Origin of the sequence: Nocardia sp. NBC_01503, assembly GCF_036327755.1 — a bacterium.
Lineage (GTDB): Bacteria > Actinomycetota > Actinomycetes > Mycobacteriales > Mycobacteriaceae > Nocardia.
This window is the reverse complement of record NZ_CP109596.1, coordinates 600,787-621,087: the sequence shown is the minus strand read 5'-3', so window position 1 is coordinate 621,087 and position 20,301 is coordinate 600,787. Positions and strand designations below refer to the sequence as shown.

The 20,301-nt window shown below is 68.3% G+C and carries 18 protein-coding genes; 7 read left to right on the top strand and 11 right to left on the bottom strand.

Features of this window, described 5'->3' with window-relative positions; all coding sequences use genetic code 11:
• Positions 1 to 48 precede the first annotated feature (48 nt).
• From fdhD to OHB26_RS02770, 3 genes are all read right to left on the bottom strand, one after another.
• A complete protein-coding gene (gene fdhD, locus OHB26_RS02780; RefSeq protein WP_330182665.1) occupies positions 49 to 861 on the bottom strand; it encodes a formate dehydrogenase accessory sulfurtransferase FdhD in 813 nt (270 codons plus the stop codon).
• Complete coding sequence (locus OHB26_RS02775; protein ID WP_330182664.1) at positions 858 to 3,161, bottom strand: FdhF/YdeP family oxidoreductase; 2,304 nt, start codon at positions 3,159 to 3,161, stop codon at positions 858 to 860. The genes fdhD and OHB26_RS02775 overlap by 4 nt, the downstream gene beginning before the upstream one ends.
• A gap of 607 nt (positions 3,162 to 3,768) precedes the next feature.
• The gene (locus OHB26_RS02770; RefSeq protein WP_330182663.1) at positions 3,769 to 4,128 is read right to left on the bottom strand and encodes a hypothetical protein; all 360 of its coding nucleotides are present in this window, start codon (positions 4,126 to 4,128) and stop codon (positions 3,769 to 3,771) included.
• A 37-nt stretch (positions 4,129 to 4,165) separates the two neighbouring features.
• Here OHB26_RS02770 and OHB26_RS02765 point away from each other — a divergent pair, with 37 nt between their 5' ends.
• Genes OHB26_RS02765 through OHB26_RS02755 form a run of 3 tightly spaced genes read left to right on the top strand, consistent with a single transcriptional unit; the run spans position 4,166 to position 8,102 of the window.
• The gene (locus tag OHB26_RS02765; RefSeq protein ID WP_330182662.1) at positions 4,166 to 4,744 is read left to right on the top strand and encodes a hypothetical protein; all 579 of its coding nucleotides are present in this window, start codon (positions 4,166 to 4,168) and stop codon (positions 4,742 to 4,744) included.
• Positions 4,741 to 5,916: a hypothetical protein gene (locus tag OHB26_RS02760; RefSeq protein ID WP_330182661.1), complete on the top strand. Its 1,176-nt coding sequence runs from the start codon at positions 4,741 to 4,743 to the stop codon at positions 5,914 to 5,916. Before OHB26_RS02765 ends, OHB26_RS02760 begins: the two co-directional genes overlap by 4 nt.
• Positions 5,913 to 8,102 carry a serine/threonine-protein kinase gene (locus OHB26_RS02755; protein ID WP_330182660.1) on the top strand — a complete coding sequence of 730 codons (2,190 nt, stop codon included), beginning with the start codon at positions 5,913 to 5,915 and terminating at the stop codon, positions 8,100 to 8,102. Before OHB26_RS02760 ends, OHB26_RS02755 begins: the two co-directional genes overlap by 4 nt.
• A gap of 14 nt (positions 8,103 to 8,116) precedes the next feature.
• On the opposite strand, the gene OHB26_RS02750 is transcribed toward OHB26_RS02755, so the two are convergent.
• The gene (locus OHB26_RS02750; protein WP_330182659.1) at positions 8,117 to 9,514 is read right to left on the bottom strand and encodes an FHA domain-containing protein; all 1,398 of its coding nucleotides are present in this window, start codon (positions 9,512 to 9,514) and stop codon (positions 8,117 to 8,119) included.
• Between the two features lie 406 nt (positions 9,515 to 9,920).
• Between OHB26_RS02750 and OHB26_RS02745 the strand changes: the two genes are divergently transcribed.
• Positions 9,921 to 10,301: a hypothetical protein gene (locus tag OHB26_RS02745; RefSeq protein ID WP_330182658.1), complete on the top strand. Its 381-nt coding sequence runs from the start codon at positions 9,921 to 9,923 to the stop codon at positions 10,299 to 10,301.
• A 137-nt stretch (positions 10,302 to 10,438) separates the two neighbouring features.
• On the opposite strand, the gene OHB26_RS02740 is transcribed toward OHB26_RS02745, so the two are convergent.
• Positions 10,439 to 11,986: a glycerol-3-phosphate dehydrogenase/oxidase gene (locus tag OHB26_RS02740; RefSeq protein ID WP_330182657.1), complete on the bottom strand. Its 1,548-nt coding sequence runs from the start codon at positions 11,984 to 11,986 to the stop codon at positions 10,439 to 10,441.
• Entirely contained in the window at positions 11,986 to 12,585 is a 600-nt protein-coding gene (locus OHB26_RS02735) for a TetR/AcrR family transcriptional regulator (RefSeq protein WP_330182656.1), read from the bottom strand. The genes OHB26_RS02740 and OHB26_RS02735 overlap by 1 nt, the downstream gene beginning before the upstream one ends.
• Before the next feature lie 128 nt (positions 12,586 to 12,713).
• Between OHB26_RS02735 and OHB26_RS02730 the strand changes: the two genes are divergently transcribed.
• Together OHB26_RS02730 and OHB26_RS02725 are read left to right on the top strand one after the other, a co-directional pair.
• A complete protein-coding gene (locus tag OHB26_RS02730; protein WP_330185473.1) occupies positions 12,714 to 14,291 on the top strand; it encodes an FAD-binding oxidoreductase in 1,578 nt (525 codons plus the stop codon).
• A complete protein-coding gene (locus OHB26_RS02725) occupies positions 14,288 to 15,214 on the top strand; it encodes a YegS/Rv2252/BmrU family lipid kinase (protein ID WP_330182655.1) in 927 nt (308 codons plus the stop codon). The genes OHB26_RS02730 and OHB26_RS02725 overlap by 4 nt, the downstream gene beginning before the upstream one ends.
• Positions 15,215 to 15,289: 75 nt before the next feature.
• Here OHB26_RS02725 and OHB26_RS02720 read toward each other — a convergent pair whose 3' ends face one another.
• Positions 15,290 to 15,589 carry a hypothetical protein gene (locus OHB26_RS02720; RefSeq protein ID WP_330182654.1) on the bottom strand — a complete coding sequence of 100 codons (300 nt, stop codon included), beginning with the start codon at positions 15,587 to 15,589 and terminating at the stop codon, positions 15,290 to 15,292.
• On the opposite strand from OHB26_RS02720, the gene OHB26_RS02715 reads away from it, so the two are divergent.
• Entirely contained in the window at positions 15,573 to 15,743 is a 171-nt protein-coding gene (locus OHB26_RS02715) for an SbtR family transcriptional regulator (protein ID WP_330182653.1), read from the top strand. The genes OHB26_RS02720 and OHB26_RS02715 overlap by 17 nt on opposite strands.
• A gap of 72 nt (positions 15,744 to 15,815) precedes the next feature.
• Here OHB26_RS02715 and OHB26_RS02710 read toward each other — a convergent pair whose 3' ends face one another.
• The 4 genes from OHB26_RS02710 to OHB26_RS02695 form a co-directional block, all read right to left on the bottom strand.
• The gene (locus OHB26_RS02710; RefSeq protein WP_330182652.1) at positions 15,816 to 16,499 is read right to left on the bottom strand and encodes an AAA family ATPase; all 684 of its coding nucleotides are present in this window, start codon (positions 16,497 to 16,499) and stop codon (positions 15,816 to 15,818) included.
• 93 nt (positions 16,500 to 16,592) lie between these two features.
• Positions 16,593 to 17,741 carry a cytochrome P450 gene (locus tag OHB26_RS02705; RefSeq protein WP_330182651.1) on the bottom strand — a complete coding sequence of 383 codons (1,149 nt, stop codon included), beginning with the start codon at positions 17,739 to 17,741 and terminating at the stop codon, positions 16,593 to 16,595.
• A gap of 43 nt (positions 17,742 to 17,784) precedes the next feature.
• Entirely contained in the window at positions 17,785 to 19,083 is a 1,299-nt protein-coding gene (locus OHB26_RS02700) for a DegT/DnrJ/EryC1/StrS family aminotransferase (RefSeq protein WP_330182650.1), read from the bottom strand.
• 7 nt (positions 19,084 to 19,090) lie between these two features.
• Positions 19,091 to 20,266: a 2-deoxy-scyllo-inosose synthase gene (locus tag OHB26_RS02695; protein ID WP_330182649.1), complete on the bottom strand. Its 1,176-nt coding sequence runs from the start codon at positions 20,264 to 20,266 to the stop codon at positions 19,091 to 19,093.
• Positions 20,267 to 20,301: the final 35 nt, after the last annotated feature.

Here is a 20,301-nt window from a genome sequence, read left to right as displayed (position 1 = left end):
TGCCCCGCTCTCCGAGACCCTTTCCGGGAGACCCCCTCGGGGTGGCGTCTACACCGAGATGCGATGGGTCGCGGAGTAGACATTCATCGATTCACCGCGCAGGAATCCCACCAGGGTCAGATCCGAGTCGGCAGCCAGATCGACGGCCAGGGAGCTGGGGGCGGAGACCGCGCCGAGCAGGGGAATGCCCGCCATGACGGCCTTCTGGACGAGTTCGAAGGAGGCGCGGCCGGAGACCATGAGAATGAGATCGTGTGCGGGGATACGGTTTTCGCGCAGTGCCCAGCCGATCACCTTGTCGACGGCATTGTGGCGGCCCACGTCCTCGCGCACCACCACGGCCTCGCCGTCGAGGGTGAACAGTCCCGCGCCGTGCAGTCCGCCGGTGGCGTCGAAAAGGTCCTGGCGGGAACGGAGTTCGGTCGGGAGCGTGGCCAGCACGCTCGGCTTCACCTCGATACCCGTGCCGGGGATGGGATGGCGGGTGCGGGTACGGACCTCGTCCAGCGCGGTCTTACCGCAGAGCCCACACGCGCTGTTGGTGAGGAAATTGCGCGGCCGCACCGGAATCGGGTTGCGGAACCGCACATCCAGCACGTTGTAGGTGTTCTGGCCGTTCTCGTCGGTGCCCGCGCAGTAGCGCGCGGTGTGGATATCCTCGGCGGTTTCGATGATCCCCTCGGTGAACAGGAAACCGTGGATGAGGTCGATATCCGCACCGGGCGTGCGCATGGTGACGGTCAATGCCTCACCACCGGTACGGATTTCGAGCGGCTCCTCCACCGCGAGGGTGTCGGGGCGCTCGACCGTACCGGTGGGGGAGATGCGCAGGGTGCGGCGGCGGGCGGTTACTCGGCTCACGACGTCCTATGGATGTGACGCTCCAGGCGTACGGTGACCGCCTTGGAGACAGGGGTATTCGAGCGCCGCGCGACATGGTCGAGGGGGACCAGGGGATTGGTCTCCGGATAGTAGGCCGCGGCATTTCCGCGCGGGGTGGCGTAACCGACCAGCCGGAAGCCCTCCACCCGGCGTTCGGTGCCATCGGTCCATTCGGAGATCACATCCACGAGATCGTCCTCGGCGAAACCGAATTCGGCGATGTCCTCCGGGTGCAGCAGTACCACCCGGCGGCCATTGTGGATACCGCGGTAGCGGTCGTCCAGACCGTAGATGGTGGTGTTGTACTGGTCGTGACTGCGCAGGGTCTGCAGGATCAGTCGCCCCGCGGGGACCGGCAGCCAGTGCAGCTCGTTGACCGCGAAATTGGCCTTACCGGTGGTGGTCCGGAATTCGCGGGAGTCGCGCGGCGGGTGCGGGAGCTGGAAGCCATTGCGGCCCCGGACTTTCGCGTTGTAGTCTGCGCAACCCGGCACCACGGCGGCGATGGCGTCGCGGATCTTGTCGTAGTCCCGCTGGAACTCCGCCCACGGCACCGGATGTGAGGGGCCGAACAGGGCCCGGGCGAGTTCGCAGACGATCGCGACCTCACTGCGCAGTTCACCGCTGACCGGCTTCAGCCGGCCCGTGGACAGGTGCACCATGGACATCGAGTCCTCGACCGAAACCTGCTGGCGCGCACCGGCTTGCATATCCTCATCGGTGCGGCCGAGGGTCGGCAGGATGAGCGCGGTTCGCCCGTGTACGACATGGCTGCGATTGAGCTTGGTCGAAACCTGCACGGTGAGCGCGCAATTGCGCAGCGCGGTCTCGGTGACCTCGGTATCGGGGGTGGCCGAGACGAAATTACCGCCCATACCGAAGAAGACCTTGCCGCGCCCGTCCCGCATGGCGCGAATGGAATCGACCGTATCCATACCGTGGGCACGTGGGCTGGTGATGCCGAATCGCGCGTCCAGGGCATCGAGGAAGGCGTCCGGCATCTTCTCCCAGATGCCCATGGTGCGGTCACCCTGTACATTCGAATGCCCGCGTACCGGGCATACGCCCGCGCCGGGCTTGCCGATCATGCCGCGCATGAGCAGCAGATTGGTGGCCTCCTCGATGGTGGCGACTCCGTGTACCTGCTGCGTCAAACCCATTGCCCAGCAGATGATCACGGCCTTGGATTCGGCCAGCAGCGCCGCGGTGCGATCCAGGTCGGCCCGGGTCAGGCCGGTGGCCTCCTCGACCACGCCGAGATCGACCGCGCGCGTCTGCTTCTCGTATTCGGCGAATCCGGCGGTGTGCGCGGTCACGAATTCGTGGTCCACGACCGTGCCCGGGCGGCGGTCCTCGGCCTCGAAGAGCAGTTTGCCCAGCCCCTGGAAGAGCGCCATATCGCCGCCGAGGCGAATCTGCAGGAAGTCGTCGGCGATGGTGATGCCGGAGGTGAAGCCCTTGATGGTCTGCGGATCGCGGAAACCGATCAACCCGGTCTCGGGGAGCGGATTGACCGCGATCACCTTCGCGCCGTGCGCCTTCGCCTCACCGAGCGCCGACAGCATGCGCGGATGATTGGTGCCCGGATTCTGCCCGGCCACGATAATCAGATCGGCCTTCTTGAAATCGTCGATCGTCACCGAACCCTTGCCGATGCCGATCGAGGAGGTCAGCGCCGCGCCCGAGGACTCGTGGCACATATTCGAGCAGTCCGGCAGGTTGTTCGTGCCGAAGCCGCGCACCAGCAGCTGATACAGGAATGCCGTCTCATTGGCGGTGCGGCCGGAGGTGTAGAACACCGCCTCGTCGGGGGAGTCCAGCTCGCGCAGATTCTCGGCGATCAGCTGGTAGGCGTCATCCCACGAGACCGGGGAGTAGTGGGTGTCACCGGGGCGCAACACCATTGGATGGGTGAGGCGGCCCTGCTGTCCGAGCCAGTAACCGGATTTACCCGCCAGCTCGGCGATCGAATGCGCGGCGAAGAACTCCGGTGTGACGGTGCGCAGCGTGGCCTCTTCGGCGACCGCCTTGGCCCCGTTCTCACAGAATTCGGCGGGGCGGCGTATACCGGTCGGCTCCGGCCAGGCACATCCCGGGCAATCGAAGCCGTGGCGTTGATTCACCCGGGTCAGTGTGCGGGCGGTGCGGATGACGCCCATCTCCTCGACGGCGCGTTCCAGGGCCACCGTGACCGCCTTGACGCCCACCGCCTCGGTTTTCGGAGGGGTGACGGTCAGCGCGGCCTCATCGATGTCTTTCTTCGGCGCGGCACGATGCATGACGACCATTCTCCTCTGCGGCGCGAGCGGGTGACCCGAGTGGTCCCATGAATTCTAGGTCGGTGAACGCTCGGCGTCCCCTCCGCGATAACCGGAGGACGGAATCATGTGCGCGACGGGGGGCGCTGGGCCGTACCATCTAACCAGCGAGGTTACGCCGGATGGACACACCTGCGGTATTCGGTCCGCGTGCCGGAGCAGAGCGACGGCGTGCGAAATTTCCACGCGGCGTACGGAATTCGGGCCGCATTCGAGGGCTTTTCGCGGTGTTCTTCGCGGTGCTGGCGCTGGCTCTGACCTCCGGAATCGGTGGTGCGGACCCGATTCTCGCGACATCCGATCCGGTCGGTCTGCTCGCGCCCGCCAAAATACCTCCCGCACTATCGGATTCGCCGGTGACCACGCCCGCGCCCGGACCCACCTCCGATCCGGGGTACAACGGCTGCGATACCTCGGACTGCACCGGTACCCATGACGGCACCGGCTCGACACCCAAGCAGTACTGTCCGGATGGCTCGGAGAAGCCCGCGAACGGCACCTGCGCCCCGGCGGTCCAGTACTGCCCCGACGGTTCGCGGAAACCGGCGCACGGCCACTGCCCGATTACCTACTGCCCGGATGGTTCGGTGAAACCGACGGGTGGGACGTGCCCGACGACCACTCCGATCGAATACTGTCCGGACGGTTCGATCAAACCCACCGGTGGGACATGTCCGACGACCAGACCGGTGCAGCGCTGTCCGGACGGTTCGGTACGGCCCGAGAGCGGCGTCTGCCCGACGACCAAGCCACCGGAGCCGTGTCCGGACGGTTCGGTGAAGCCGGCGAACGGGGTGTGTCCGACCACGAAGCCACCGGAGAAGTGCCCGGACGGCACGGACAAACCGGCGAATGGGGTATGCGCGACGACGAAACCGCCCGAGAAGTGCCCGGATGGCTCCGACAAACCCGCCGGCGGGGTCTGCACGACTACGCCTGCGCCGGAGAAATGCCCCGACGGATCGGTGCAGCCCGCGAGCGGCAAGTGTGAGACCGGCGGCGGTAACCCGAATCCCGGCGGTGGCAATCCGAATCCCGGTGGCGGGAAGCCGAATCCGGGCACCACGAATCCGCCGACCACGAATCCGCCCGACAATCCGAGCGAAACCGTGGTCCCGCAGCCGGATCCGGGTACCGGACAACCCGCGAACCCGAAGTCGAATGACGTGTTCCCGGCGAATACCGGCCTGTCGGTGAATCCGGTCGCGGTATCGCCCGGTTCGACGGTGACGGTGAGCGGGCGCGGCTGTGATCCCAATGCCGAGGTGAAGCTCTCCATCGGCGGTGCGAACGCCATCGATACCCGCGCCCGCGCCGACGGTGGTTTCGATGCCACAATGTCCACGGGCACAACGGATATCGGTCATCATGAGGTGACCGCGGAGTGCGGGCCGAAGCTCGCGGCCGCCCTGGATGTCGTACTGGTCAGCCAGGTCGGCGGCAATGCAGCCACCGCGACCGTGCTGCTGTTCTTCCTGCTCATCGGCGGCTGGTTCTTCGGCCACCGACTGGTATCCCATCTGCCCGCCCGGAGGCCCCGATGAATATCCGTCGCAGCAGCCGCGCCTGCACCGGTGTGATGGCCGTATTACTCGGTGGCACAGTGCTTTTCGGTGCTGGAGCGGGTTCGGCGGCGGGCGGTGTCACGGCCAACGCGACCATCGAGGGGCGCGCCATCTCCGGGGCCGATGCGCGCAATCCCGTTCGCTTCGATCCGGCCGAGGTCAGTCAGGTGGTGGTCGAGGTCGTCAACGGCACCGCCGAGCCGGTGACGGTGCGCCGTGTCGACCTGGCCGGGCACGTGCTGGGGCTGAACTTCTTCTCGTACTCCACCTCGGTCGAATTGACCGTCGCGGCGGGCAAATCCGATAAGTTGACCTACCGTCTGGACCCGGCGGGACTCGATGGCCAGGCCACCGGTCTGATAGGCGCCGATCTGACGCTGATCGGCGCCGACGGTGAACCGCTCACCAGTACACACACCGTGGTGGACGTGCGCGGTTCACTGGCGTCCGTCTATGGACTCTTCGGCATCATCCTCGCCGCCCTGACCGCTCTGGCCATTGCCGATGCGGCCTTGACCGTTGCCAGGCATCGCCTTTCGGTGAACCGCTGGCAACGTGGCCTTCGGCTGCTGGCCCCCGGTATCGGTATCGGTCTCATGATCGGCTTCACCGCCTCGGTGGCCCGCTGGTGGGTTCCGGGCACCGCGCTCTGGCTGGCTTTGGCGGGCGTGACCGCCACCGTGTTCTTCCTCGCGGGATATCTCTCGCCCACCCCGCGCCCACCCGGCGACCTGGACTTGGATGCCGAAGACCTCGCTGCGGCAAGGGAACTCGACGCCCACGGCTACCCCGATTCGAATCCCGAACCGGCCCGGTATCCCACCCCGTACCCGACTCCGTTCAACCCCGGGAGAACTCCCAGCCATCCGATGCCGGTTGTCGGCGGCTATGCGCAGCAGCACCGCTCGGTGGGACCCGCGCCCATCGTGCGCGGTCCCGGCGGCACTCCGATTCTCGCGCCCGACCAACTCGAAACCGTCGTGTCTCAGGGCCCGGGCGGCCCGGTCGTGCGGCCGGAGGGTTCGGTCGAGGAGGAGACGATCGGGCGGGAGCCGGTGGAACGCAAGCCGGTCCCGGCCGCCGAGGATGAGCCGACCATTCGGAATACACCGGGGGAGTGGCGGTTTCGGCCCGGAGGTGCGGGGAGATGAGTGTGCGGGATCTGACGCGGGACGATATCGCGCGGGTGCGCGCGGCCCTGCCCGGATATGTGGTGGACGGGCAGGTGGGGCGGGGCGGCTGCGGGGTGGTGCTGGCCGGGACGCATCGCGGATTGAATCGGCGGGTGGCGATCAAACAGATTCCACCGCAGTTCGCCGACGATACGCAGGTGCGACGACGCTTCGTCGCCGAGGCGAGAGTTATAGCGGCGCTGGATCATCCGCATGTGGTGCCGGTGTACGACTTCATCGAGCACGAGGATATGTGCCTGCTGGTGCTCGAGTACCTGCCCGGCGGAACCGTCGAAAGCCGGTTCGTCACAGCGGGATTCGAGGCGACTGCGGCGGTCGCGGTGGCACTCTCCTGCGCCGCGGGCCTGGACGCGGCGCACCGGAACGGCATTCTGCACCGGGACGTGAAGCCGTCCAACCTCATGTTCTCCGTCAACGGCACCCTCAAACTCACCGACTTCGGTATAGCCAAGATAATCGGCGGCGAGGAAACTCTCGTCACCCGCGCGGGCGAGATCATCGGCACCCCGTCCTATATCGCCCCCGAACAGGTTCGCGGCCAGCAACTCTCACCGTCCACCGACGTCTACGCCCTGGCCGCCATGCTCTACCAACTGCTCTCCGGCACCCTGCCCTTTCCGCCCGGTGCCGACGCCATGGCCATGCTCTTCGCCCACGCCTACGGCGACCCCGTCCCCCTCGACTCGGTCGCCCCCACCGTCCCGCGACCCATAGCCGAAGCGGTCATGCGCGGTCTCGCCCCCGATCCGGCCGAACGCTTCGACACCGCCGAACACTTCGGTATCGCCCTGGCCGAACCCGCCGCCCACTGCTGGGGCGCCAATTGGTTGACGCCCGTCGGTATTCCGCTGATCGGGGCCGACACCATTGTCGCCGCGGCCACCGGTGGCGCTCGGCCCTTCACACCCCAACCCTTCCCCCGCCCCGATCGGCGGCCGGGGTCTGATCCGTACCCCTCGGGCGGGGCCGGGCCGACCCCGAATCCCGCACCGCGCAGGGATAACGGCGTGACCCGCGACTCGCCGCAGCCGTCGGGGACGCCCGCGCCTCATGAACTCCGCCCCGGTTTCGGCCGAGGCTGGCGACCGACACCGAACCCGTCGGGTGGATTCGAGGGCGAACGCCGGACCCCACCCGGACCGAACCGACCGCCGGACCCCACCCTCCGCAATGGCCGGCCGTCATATCCCTCGACCCGGGCATACGGCGGCGAACGATCGGGGCCGCGGCTTCCGACACCGGCTGCGCCGCAGGGCATGCGGCCGCGGGATCGCAGCCGGGAACGGGCTGCCGCGGGGTGGATGAGTGGGTCGATGACGCGGGTGCGGCCGTTGGAACCCCTTCAGCACAACGGGGTTCGACTCGTCGACGTGGATCGCAAGGATCTGGTGCCGGTGCAGCGGGTCGTCACACTGCGCTCGCCTCGGCTGCCGTTCGTGGCGGCGGCGGTGCTGACCGTCATGGTCGGCGGGGCTGCGGTACTGGGGATCGGGTCCGGACCCGGGCGGGAGATTCCGGCCGCGGGGACCGTTCGGATTGCGGGCGTGGACCCGGCCGCGGTGAGCCGCGTGCAGTTGGACCTGTCCAAGCCTGTGCCGCTGACGGTGACCGGGGTGGAGGCGGATTCGGCTCGACTGTCCCTGAATATGTTGGGGGCCAAGGTCGGTGGCGCGACCACCGACTTGCCGCCGGGCACTCAGGTCGAGGTATCCCCACCGGTGAATCCCTATGTACTCGCCGGTGACTTGACCGGCGAACTGACCCTGTCCCGCAATGGTTCCGAGGTAGCGGCCTATCGCATCGGGGTGCACTCCACCCAGCGCGCCACCACGACCGCCACCGCGATCGGCCTGCTGCTCCTGCTCCTGTTCGCGGCCGCCTACGCCGAATCGAACGCCCGCACCCTGCGCCATGGCAGCTCCCGCATCGCCGCCACGGTCGGGTTGACCCTGAGCGCCGGACTGCTCGGGACGGCGATGGTCGGCGCGGCCTGGGTGCTACTCGGTCAGGAACCCGCCCTCGTCACCGTAATCGTCTGTGCCGCAGCGGGAGCCGCCGCCGGCGCCGCCCTCGCCATCGGCTGCCGCCGCGTCGGCAAACGCTTCCGCTACGTCCGTGTACTCCGCATGCGCGAACGGGCCTGATGCGGGGTCGCGGGTCAGTGGCGGGCGGGGTTGGGGCGGTAGGTGAGGATGCGGTCGCCCACGCGCAGGCTCCAGCCGGGCTTCAACTCCATCGGTCGCTGGCCGACGCGGATCCAGTCCTGAGCACCCGGCGCGGCGAGGTAGGTGCCGCCGGGGGTGGCGGCGTCGCGGACCAGGACCGTGCCCTTGTCGATGAAAACGTGGGCGTGGACGCGGGATACGTGGCGGTCGCGGGGGATGACGATGGGTGCGGCGGCGGCGCGGCGGACCGATTCGTCGATCATGGGGTCGCGGCCGATCACGTAGGGGCGGTCGAGCGGGTAGACCGCACCGTCGACGGTGGTGAGAGCGCCGGGGCGGCCACCGAGTTTGTCGGTTTCCGGTTCCGGTTGACCGGTAATCGGTTTCACCTTGGGGGGTGGTTCCTCCTCGGCGGCAGCGGCTTTCGAGTCGTGGGCGGCGGTGGGTGGCTGATCGGCGGCGTCCAGATGTGTCTCCGCCGCGGCCGAATTCGCCGGAGTCCCGTTGTGCCGCACAGCCTTCGTGAGGTTCGGTAGATCCGCCGCGGCCCGCGATTCCTCGGCCTCCAAGGCCGAAATGGCCTGCGTCTCCTCGGGTGGCGGCACCGCGGGTGTGGTGGCTGCCCGCCGCCGATTCCGCTCCGAATCGTCCGGCGTGGGCCGGACCGGCTCGGAGGCGCCCGCCGCGCGGCGGATCGGTTCCGAATCACCGGAGGTGTGGCGCGTCGGGGTCGAGCTCTCGATATCGGCGGCGGAATCGCGTTGCAGCGCTTCGGAACCGCCGGGGGAGGAGAAGCGGGTGTGCGATGGGGTGGGGATGGGGGCGCGTTTGGTCGAGTCGTAGGTCGGAGTGGCGGGATGGGTTTCGGGTGGGGCGGGTTTGGGTGCGGCGGTGGCGCGCGGCTGAGTGGTGATGCCGGACGGTGGGGCGTTCACGATGAATCCGCCCGCCGCCACCACGCCCGAGCGCAGGTCGGTGTGTGCGATGACGGTGCCCGGATCGGTCTCCGCCGCGACCGCGAGTTTGCGCACCGGATCGCGCAGGATCTCGTCGACCCAGGTCATGGCCCGCACTCCGGAGAGCTGTCGCGTCCCCTCCGGTCCGTCCACGACCGCGCGGATCGGTCCGCGCAGCAGCACCAGGATTCCGCCCGCGGTCGGTGCGACCACCCCGAATGACGGTGGTTGCGCCGATCCGCTGCTGAATACGGTCGCCGCCAGCCGCTGCGCGATCGCCACCCCGGGATCGGCCGCGGTCGCCGCGGTCTCGGCCGCACCGAGTATCCGTTCCGTCGACGGACTCGCCCCGGCCAGATAGATGACCACATTGCCGAACCGTGCGACCAGCCCATCCCCGCGCATCAGCCCGACAGCGGTCGGAATCCGCCCCATTCGCGCCTCCTATTCCGGCGCTCGCCAATATCGCAGCCCAGCATAGGTCCGTTCGCGCCGATCCCGCAGCGGTCGCGAATTGTCCCGACCGGTTCGCGCCTCCCAGGTCCGCGTGTGCGCCGGGAGGTCCGGACCGGACTGGTCGCCACCGACACTCCTCGGGAGGCAGCGGACTCGCCAGATTTGCGGCAATACTCCGCGCGGGCGGGTGCGGCGCGCGAGGATCGGAAGATCGTTCCGGTGCATCCGGCTCCGGCACACCCGATGAGGACCGAACCCTATGGGCACGATCACCAGGAACAGGCGCGCCACCCGCCCGGTCGCCGCCACCCACAGCGCGGTCACCCTCCGTGCGAGGGCCAGCCGCGAGAGGGTCACCCACCGCGCGCTGGCAACGCTCCGAACAATGGCCGTCCCCGCGGGTATCGGCGCGGTCGCCCTCACCGTGCTGGCCGCGCCCGCCGCCGCCACCGCCACCCAGGTCGGCGCGGAGCCCGGTCCGAGTTTCGGCTCGGCGACCAATTACGGGACCGGTTGCAGCTATGTGATCAACGGTTATGTGGACGACCCGTCCACACCTGTCGTCTTCTACGACAATGGCATCCAATTCGCGGTGGCCGAACCCACCGGGGCGCATGCGACAGGCCGCTGGACCCCCGCCACCCCGGGGGCGCACCGCATCACCATCGTTCAGCACACGGCCCCTGGTGAGGACGTCATTCCCTGGCTCGACCTCACCGTGGGCACCGGCCTGCCCACCGGCTCCGGCTGCAACGTCTTCTTCTGAGAGCGGCTGGTTCTCTGTCAGGTGTGGATCCCGGCCAAACCCATGCCGGGATGACGGGGGCGAGGCGGTCTCGAAGGTGACCGGGTGGCGGCCCCCGGATGGCCGTGTGCGCGTGGTTTGGTTCCGGGGGCGCGGATTCAGTCGGGGTGAGGGAAAGCGGCTTCGGCGGCGGGGGTGGCGGCTTTGCGGTCGGAGTCGACCAGGCCGATGCGGGTGCGGCGGTCCAGCAGGTCGTCGATGTCCAACGCGCCCTCGTGGGTGGTGGCGAAGACGAATTCGGCTGCGGTGACGTCGATTCCGGGGGCGACCGGTTCGGCCAGGGCCGGATTCTCCTCGATGAGTTCGAGAATGGCGGTCGCCTCGCTGCCGTAGCGCTCCACCAGCAGGTTCGGGGCTTCGATACCGTCGCGGGCCCTACCCGAGACCGCGCCGACCAGGGGCAGATCGCGGGTGCGGCAGGGGGCGGCGGTGAGGTGGGCGTGCGCGATGGCGGCGTCGACGGTGTCCTGCGCCATCTTCCGGTAGGTGGTGAGTTTGCCGCCGACGACGGTGATCACCCCGGTGGGGGAGGTGAGGACCGCGTGCTCACGGGAGATATCGGCGGTGCTGTCGCCGCCGGTGCGCAGCAGCGGGCGCAGACCCGCGTAGGTGCCGCGAATATCGTTGCGGGTGAGGGGTTCTCGCAGCACCGTATTGACGGTATCGAGCAGGAAGTCGATTTCGCTCGCGGTGGCGTGCGGGACATCGGGCACCGGTCCGGGTGCCTCTTCATCGGTGAGCCCCAGGTAGACGCGATTGTGCGCGGCCGGGAACGCGAAGACGAAGCGACTGGTACTGCCGGGAATCGGCACCGTCAGCGAGGCGGTGAGTCCACCGAAGGCGGCGGCGTCGAACACCAGATGGGTGCCGCGCGAGGGCCGCAGCTCGATACTCGGGTCCACCTGATCGGCCCAGACCCCGGTGGCATTGATGACCGACCGCGCTGTGACGGAGAGGGTTTCACCGGTCAGCTGATCGGTGAGGATGGCCGAGGTCCCGGTGACCTCGGTCGCCGCCACCCGGGTGAGAATCGAAGCCCCGTGCAGAGCGGCCGTGCGCGCGATGCCCACCACCAGGCGGGCGTCATCCACGAGCTGTCCATCCCAGGCGAGCAGTCCACCGCGCAATCCGGACCGTCGCACGGTCGGCGCGAGCCGCAGCGCCTCGGCGGCCGCCACCCGTCGCGACCGCGGCAGCACCGCGGCCGCGGTCCCCGCTGTCCGGCGCAGCACGTCCCCGGCCAGGAATCCGATCCGCACCAAAGTCTTCTGTGCCACACCGATATTCGGCAGCAGCGGCACCACCTGCGGCAGCGCCCGGGTCAGATGGGGCGCGGTGCGGGTGAGCAGGATATCCCGCTCCACCGCGCTCTCATGCGCGATACCCACCCCGCCGCTGGCCAGATACCGCAGCCCGCCGTGTACGAGCTTGGAGCTCCACCGGCTGGTCCCGAACGCCAGGTCGTGCTTCTCCACCAGCACCGTACGCAGCCCGCGTGCCGCGGCGTCCAATGCCACACCGGCCCCGGTGATTCCGCCGCCGATAACCAGCACGTCGATGGTCTCGCCCGCGCCGAGCTCGGCCCATTCCCGTTGCCGCCGAGCGGCATTGAGCGCCGAATCGGACCGAGTCGAAGTGCCGTTCATCAGAAGCCCTTTCGCTGTTCGACCGGTGCCAGGTACCCGTCGATGGCCCGGGTGAGCTCGCGGTCGAGTTGATCGGAGTCGAGGAAATCGGTGACGGTGCCCGCGGATTGGACCGCGGACTGCGCCAACAGCAGCAGCATGGCCGCGAGCTGTTCGGGCTCGCCGTCGCGAACGGACCCGTCCCGCTGGCCTTCTCGAATGGATTCGGCGAACAGCGCGATCAGCGCGCGCTGATTACGCCCCAGTCGTTCGAAGACATAGGTGAGCATGACATCGGCGTCGGTGCGGAAGATCTTGGCGAACAGCGGATTCCGCCGCATCATCGATCCGCCGCCGACAATCGCGCCGACCAGCCGGGCGCGCGCAGTGCCGCCCGCGGGTATGGCCTCGGCGATGATCTCGCGCAATTCGCGCACCAGCAGATCCGCCACCAGCGACCCGGTATCGGCCCAGCGCCGATAGACGGTCGGCCTGCTCACACCCGCACGCCGCGCGACCTCGGTGAGCGTGGTGCGGCGCACCCCGAACTCGGCCACACAGGCGCGCGCCGCATCGAGGATGGCCCGATCGACGGCGGTGGCTGGTTCGGTCGAGGCCATGGCTGCCACCATCCTTGGGAGGGTTTCGTTACTGCTTGACATTCTATGTCAGACTGTAACGCATGGTCGACACACGAGCAGCCTCCGCATCGACGGAAAACCCGGGCGAGCCCCAAGCCCGCGCGAGTATGGTGTGGGACGCCTGGGGCTCCCCGTCCGGACATAAACCGTTGCCCGAACAAATTCGGGGACTGCTCGCGCAGGTATTCGGGGTGTCCGGTGAGCCGGCGACCCGTCGCGATGAGGGCGACGTGCCGCTGCGCGCATCGGCTCTCTCCCCGGAACAGCATGCCGGGCTCGGCACGGTGGTCGGTGCGGAGAATATTTCCCTCGACCACCGTGACCGCCTACGCCACGCGGGTGGCAAGAGCACCCCCGATCTGCTGCGCCGCCGCGATACCGCTCCCCAGGACGCCCCCGACGCGGTCGTATTCCCCGCCGACCACGATGAGGTCCTGGCGCTGCTCGAATACTGCAGCGCGAGTGGGATTGCCGTGGTTCCCTTCGGTGGCGGCACCAGCGTCGTCGGCGGATTGGACCCGGCCCGAGGCATTTTCGCCGCCGTCATCGCCCTGGACCTGCGTCGCCTCGACACCATTACCGAGATCGATCCGATCAGCGGCACCGTCACCCTGGGCGCGGGTCTCACCGGACCGCGCGCCGAGGAACTCCTTGCCGAACAGGGACTTTCGCTCGGCCACTACCCGCAGAGCTTCGAATACGCCACCATCGGCGGCTTCGCCGCCACCCGCTCCTCCGGTCAGGCGTCGGCCGGTTACGGCCGCTTCGACGATATGATCCAGCGGCTCCGAATCGCCACCCCCGCGGGCAGTCTCGACCTGGGCCGGGCACCCGCCTCGGCCGCCGGTCCGGATCTGCGCGAACTCTTCTCCGGCTCCGAGGGCGCCCTCGGCATCATCACCGCGGTCACCCTGCGCGTGCACCCGGTCCCGGAAACCACCGCGTACCAGGCCTGGTCGTTCCCGGACTTCGCCACCGGCGCGAACGCGCTGCGCACGGTGATCCAAGCGGGCGCGGCACCCACCGTGATGCGCCTGTCCGATGAGGCCGAGACCGGACTCAACCTGGCCCGCGCCGGGGATATCGGTGGCGCGCCGGTCGGCGGCTGCCTGGCCGTCACCACCTTCGAGGGCACCGCGGCGCATGTCGCCCATCGTGGTACCGAGGCCGCGGATCTGCTCACCGCCGCCGGTGGCACCGCACTCGGCGAGAATCCCGCCCGGGAGTGGGAGCACGGCCGCTTCGCCGCCCCGTATCTGCGAGACGCACTGCTGGACAGCGGAATCCTCTGCGAGACCCTCGAAACCGCTACCGGTTGGTCGAATCTGGCCAACCTGAAGGCGAAAGTCACCGCCGCGCTGACGGACTCGCTCACCGCGCAGGGCACTCCCGCCCTGGTCATGTGCCATATCTCGCACACCTACCCGACCGGGGCGTCGCTCTACTTCACCATTGTGGCCAAGCAGGCGCAGGATCCGATCGCGCAGTGGGCGCAGGCGAAGCATGCCGTCGGCGATGCCATTGTCGCGGCCGGTGGCACCATCACCCACCATCACGCGGTGGGCGCGGACCACCGTCCGTGGATGACCGGCGAAATCGGTGATCTCGGCGTCCAGGTGCTGCGCGCGGTGAAGAATGCCGTGGACCCCGCCGGAATCATGAACCCTGGGAAGCTCATTCCGTGACAGAGATTCGCTCCATCCTGCTGGTGACCAATCCGCTCTCCGGTCACGGCAAGGGCGTGCAGGTCGCGATCAGCGCCGCCAACCTGTTCACCGAGCGTGGGGTACAGGTCACCGAGATCCGTGGCGATTCGGCGGCCGATACCGAGGATCGCGTGCGAAAGGCGCTCGCGGACCCCGCGATTCATGCCGATGCCGTGGTGGCGGCGGGCGGTGACGGCCTGACCTGCGTGGTATTGCAGGCCCTGGTCGGCACCGGCGTACCGCTCGGGCTGGTCCCCGGCGGCACCGGCAATGACCTCGCCCGCGAGGTCGGCATTCCGGATGACACCGTCGCCGCGGTCGATCTGGTGCTGCGCGGCAATAGCCGCACCATCGACCTGGGTACGGTGCAGGCCGAGGCGGCCATGCGGCCCATGTGGTTCGCCACGGTCACCGGCACCGGACTCGACGCCCGAGTCACCCTGCGCGCCAATGAGATGCGCTGGCCGAAGGGGCCGCTGCGGTACACCGTCGCGGCCCTGCTCGAACTGGTCGGCAAGCTCGCGGTGCCGTACCGCATCGAACTGCACGGATCGCCCGATCATCCGGACGGCACCGTGATCGAGCAGGACGCCATCATGGTCGCGGTCGGCAATACCCGCACCTACGGCGGCGGCATGCTCATCGCCCCGGACGCGGTCATCGACGACGGTCTGCTGGACCTCACCGTGGTGGGCGCCATGCCGCGCCGAGATCTGGTGCGGCTCTTGCCCGCACTGTCGGCGGGTAAGCGGATCGAGCATCCCGCCAGCACCCAGTACCGCGCGGCCCGGCTCATCCTCACCGCACCCGATGCCCCCGCCACGGCGGATGGGGATCCGGCGGGCATGCTGCCCGCCACCTTCATCGCCCGTCCGGGCGCCCTGGAGATCCTGGCTCCCTGACCGGAGACCGCCTCGCGCGCGGCCACTTCGGCTGTGCCCCGCACCGGAGAGTGTGGGGCGCGGCCGTTTCGGCGTTCACGCCCGCCGCGCGGCGGTCTCCTCGTAGCGGATGTCGTACTTCGCGGCGATCGGATTGATCTTCACCGGGTCGAGCGCGCCATCGGTGAGCGCGCTGGGACCGGCCTCGAAGAGGTCCTCGAGATAGCACTCCCAGCCACCGGGGGAGGAGATCTGCAACAGGCGCGGGGGTGGGGTGGAGCCGCAGCGCAGGGCCTCGAGGTCGAGTTCGACGATCGCGTCATTCGTGCCACCGCGGGCATGTTCACCCCGTGGCGAAACCCGTTCCCGGCTCGAGGCGGTGATCAGCGAAATCATCGCTCGAGATCAAGCGGCGGGCACCCTGCGCCCGGACTGCACGGTCCGCGATGTCTACATGCTCGTGGGCGCGATCTCGGCGACCATCCGCACCGGCAGCGGGGATTGGGAGCGGCTACTGGACCTCACCTCCTCGGGGTTGCGGCCTCGATGAAACGTGCCGGGATGACGAGTGGCACCCCGGGGTGATGAGGGGGTACGCCGCGATATGCGGAGGAGGCGGATCTCAGGCTGCGAAGGAGACCTCGTCGAGGGCGGTGACGGCCGCACGGTCGAGAATCACCACCGAATCCGGTGCGGGCTCGGGCATTACGCCCGCTCCGGCGCGGTCGATCAAGTGCTGCCAGCGCATGCAGTGCCATTGGAAGCTCAGCCGGCCCACCGTGCGGCCGCGTGAGATCTGGCCCGCGCGAGCGAGTTCGGCGGGGGCGTCGATCATGATCAGGTGAATGGACCGGCCGTTGGCGCGTGCCCAGGCCGTGACGAGGCGGCGCACCCAGTTCCGGGTACCGCAGTCGTGGATGACGACCGGACCGTCCGCGTGTCGCAGTGCGGTACGAATGCGCAGGTAGTGCGTGAAATGCACGATCGGCAGCAGCAGTGGATACGGCACGGCGCGCACCCGGTGCTGCCACCATTTGCGGGACTGCTGGGAATCGACCAGTACCGCGCCCGAGGGGCTGCGGGCGGGCAGATGCGAATCCGGGTAGTCGCCGAACAGTTTTCGCAGGGCGGTGCTCTTCCCGGCGCCCGGCACACCGGTGAAGATCACGGCCGCGCCTGCGGGATAACGCAATTCGCGGATGGTGCGGCCGCGCAGGTCATGCACCCGGTGCGGTGCCATCATGCGCGGCCCGGGATACTCGGGATCGGTATCGGCGGCGGTCGCGGATTCGAGTGGGGGAGTCACTCGTCCAGCATCGGCAGTGGAATCCATTCGGACAACCGGGATTTCCCCCGATATTTCCCCGAATCGAGTATCAGCCGCAGGGTGCGTGCCGCCTCACCAGCACACCGGCAGGGTGCGCAGCCCACCGGTGAAGACCTCGTCCCGCATCAGCAGGGTCTCCTTCTCCACCGCCAGCCGCATCTGCGGAAATCGCGAAACCAGTTGTCCGAAGGCCGCTTGCAGCTCGATTCGTGCCAGCGGCGCACCGATGCAGTAGCGCACCCCGTACCCGAAGGTGAAGTGCGAGCCCTCCTGCCGATCGAAGTTCACCCGGCTCGGTTCGGTGAAGACCGTCGGATCATGATTGGCCGAGGTCAACCCGAGTAGCACCAGATCACCCGCGGCCACCCGCACCCCGTCCAGCTCCAGATCGGTGCGGGCATAACGCGGCAGATCGGTGGGCTCACAGGCCCGCAGCAGCTCCTCGGTGGCGGTGGCCAGCTGTGCCGGATTCTCGTGCAGCCTGCGCCACAGCGCCGGTTCGCCGAGCAGCATGAGCGCCCCGACCCCGATATGCACCACCGAGGTCTCGTGCCCCGCGAACAACAGCATCATCGCGAAGGTGGCGATCTCCTGATCACTCAATTCGGGATCGGCGCACAGCCGCGAGGTGACATCATCGCCTGGATCACGACGCTTGCGCTCCACGGATTTTCGGCAGTACTCGAAGAGTTCGGCCACACCCCATTCGACCTTCGCGCGATCGGAGACATTGCCGACCGCGCTCACCCACTCGCGGAAGCTGTCCCGATCCTCATACGGGACACCGAGCAGTTCGCAGATCACCAGCAACGGTAGCGGAACCGCCAGTGCGGTATGCAGATCCGCCGGTGAACCCTGCGCCTGCATCTCATCGAGCAGCCGCGCGGTGATCGCCTCCACGCGCGGCTGGAACTCCCGCATGCGGCGCACCGAGAAGTGTGGCTGTAAAAGGGATTTCATCCGCAGATGATCGGCGCGCTCACTGGCGAAGTTCCCGACCGGACCACCGAAGAACGCGGATTCACCCATGCGGGAGGCGGTTTCGGGATGCGGATGCGAACGCCCCAGATTCGGTTCGGTGAACAGCTCCCGCACCAGGTGGTATCCGGTGGCCAGCCAGGCCGGATCACCGGTCGGCGTCTGTGTCCGGCTCATACCGGAAGCCGCGGCCGCGGTGTCCGTCACGGGGCAGGACGCGGGCGCGGAGTCGGAGCGGGTCATGCCGCGACCTCCGCCGCGCCCGCGAGGATCGAATACCACTGCGTCATGCCGTAATGCCTTTCATTGCTGAGTAATTCGCGTCCGTCAAGGCGTCCGCATGCGTGTGCACCTTGTGCAAGGCGGTGAGGATGTCGTCGATATCGGTGCGCGCACCGAGCAGCACGCTGTGGTGCATGAGCAGGGTGTGCTCGCGGTAGTGGTCCGCGGCGGGGAACTCGCGCCCGGCCGCTCGCTTGGCATCCCAGAAGCGCGCGAAACCTGGTTTGGATTGCGGGCGCAGGAGATTACCGCGGGGGAGTGGCACGCGTGGCGGATATATCTTGGTGCGCAGCTCCGCGCTCAGGGCCGCGGCGACGCGTTCTATCGGTGCGCCGTCGAAGGCATTCGGATCGAAGCGGACCCCGTATTCGTAGATCGCGCGCCGATCCACCTGTGCGGGAACGGGAATCGGTGAAAGTCCCGGGATCCCGGCCAACCCGTCCTCCAACTGTGCCGCTCGGATCCCGCGCCGCGCGTGCTGACCATCCAGGCGCGGCAATTGATCGAGCAGCACCCCGGCGGTCAGCTCCGACATGCAGTAATTGCCGCCCATGATCTCGCCGAGCTCGACCAACTCGTACTCTCCGGCTCCGGGTGGCCCCTCGGTGTAACCCCGAGAATCCGCGCGCAGCATGAGCATTCGCCGATACAGTTCGAGGCTGTCGGTTATCGCCGCTCCCGCCTCACCCGCCGCCAGCGATTTGGCCGCTCCGAGGCTGAACACCCCGATATCGCCGAAGGTGCCGACCGCGCGCCCCGCCCAGCGCGCGCCGTGCGATTGCGAACAGTCCTCGATCAGCGCGATACCCGCCGCAGTGGTCACCGCGACCAGCTCATCGATGCGGGCCACGGTGCACGCCAGATGAACCGCGATCACCGCCCGGGTGCGCCCGGACAGCGCCGCGCGCACCTGATCCGCTGTCAGGCAGCCGGTTTCAGGGTCGACGTCGACCAGTACCGGAAGCGCCCCGACTCGCAAGACGGCGGTGGCGGGCGCGACCCAGGTCAGCGCGGGCACGATGACCTCGTCACCCGGACCGATACCCAGCGCCTCCAATGCGATGACCAGCGCGCTGGAACCGTGATCGACGCTCACCCCGTACGCCGCCCCGTTGTACCGCGCGAACGCCGCCCCGAACAACCGCTCCCGGGACTTCCCGCCCTCGGGCGCGTACCAACTCACCGACCAGCGCGAAGACCGCAGCGCGGCAAGCAGTTCCGCCTCGGTCCGCTCGTCATACTGTGGCCACTGTGGCCAGGCCGCCGCGCCTCGCACAGGCGTGCCACCGTGAATCGCGAGCATGATTCTCCTAAACGCCGACGGCCGGCGCGGACCCGGACGGGGCAAGCCGGGCGGAGGGCTTGGCGATGATCTCGAGGGCCTCGCGAATCTCGGGTAGTGATACGTGGACCAGCGGAAGCTCACCCGTCATCGCGGGACGGCCGAGTCCGCGCAGCAGGACGAACGGCAGCGCATCGGGGCGCGCGGTGAGATAGCCCTTCTTGTTGTCGTCGTCCACTACCGCGAGCACGTCGGCTATCGAAACCGTGGGCGGCAGGCCAGGTTCCACGCCCAGGCCGGTGATGATCTCGTAGTGGGCGCTCACCTCGTCGTCGGAGAGCCAGCCGCGCGCGTGCGAGATATGCGCCGCCACGAGCATTCCCACGGCTATCGCCGCGCCGTGTGCGATCCCGGCCGCGCCGCGCACCCGATAGTCACAGATTTCGATGGCGTGGCCGACCGTGTGCCCGTATTCCAGCACCAATCCGGAGCGGCGTTCGTAGGTGTCATCCCGGGTGACAGCGGATTTGGCGGCAATGCTGGCATTCAGCAACCACGACAATGCGGCGGGTGTGGCCAATTCATCGGCCGCGATGTACGCCCGCAGCCGATCCAGTTCCACCGGTCGAATGGCCAGGCAATTCTTCGCCATTTCGCAGTAGCCCGAACGTAATTCGTCCTCGGGCAGCGTCGCGAACAGTCGCACATCGACATAGACGGCCGTCGGCGCGTAATAGGTGCCGAGGTGATTCTTGCCGACGGGGGAGTTGATCGCCTGTTTCAGCGACAGCACCGAATCCATGGCGGCAATGGTGGTGGTCGGCACATGCACCAGCCGCACGCCCCGGAACAGCAGATTGGCCATCAGCCCGGCCAGATTTCCGGGGACACCGCCGCCGAATGCCACCACCACCGAGCGCCGGGTCGCTCCAGCCCGCAGCGCGGTCTCCAAATGTTCGGTCAGGCAGGACAGCGTCTTCATGGATTCGCCCGCACGGTGGCTCAGTACCAGCGCCGGAGTATCGCCGGACAACCGCTCGACGACCGTGCGGTACAACCCGAGCACCGTATCGTCGGTGACGAAAATCAGTGTGTCGGCGTGTAATCCGGCAATACCGTCCGCTATTTCGGTGAGGCAGTCCTCACCGAAGGAATACGGATAGGTCCGCTCGCCGATCCGAATGGTGCGCGAAGTGATGCCCATGCTCTAGCTCCTGCCCGGTCTCGCTGCTGCCCCGA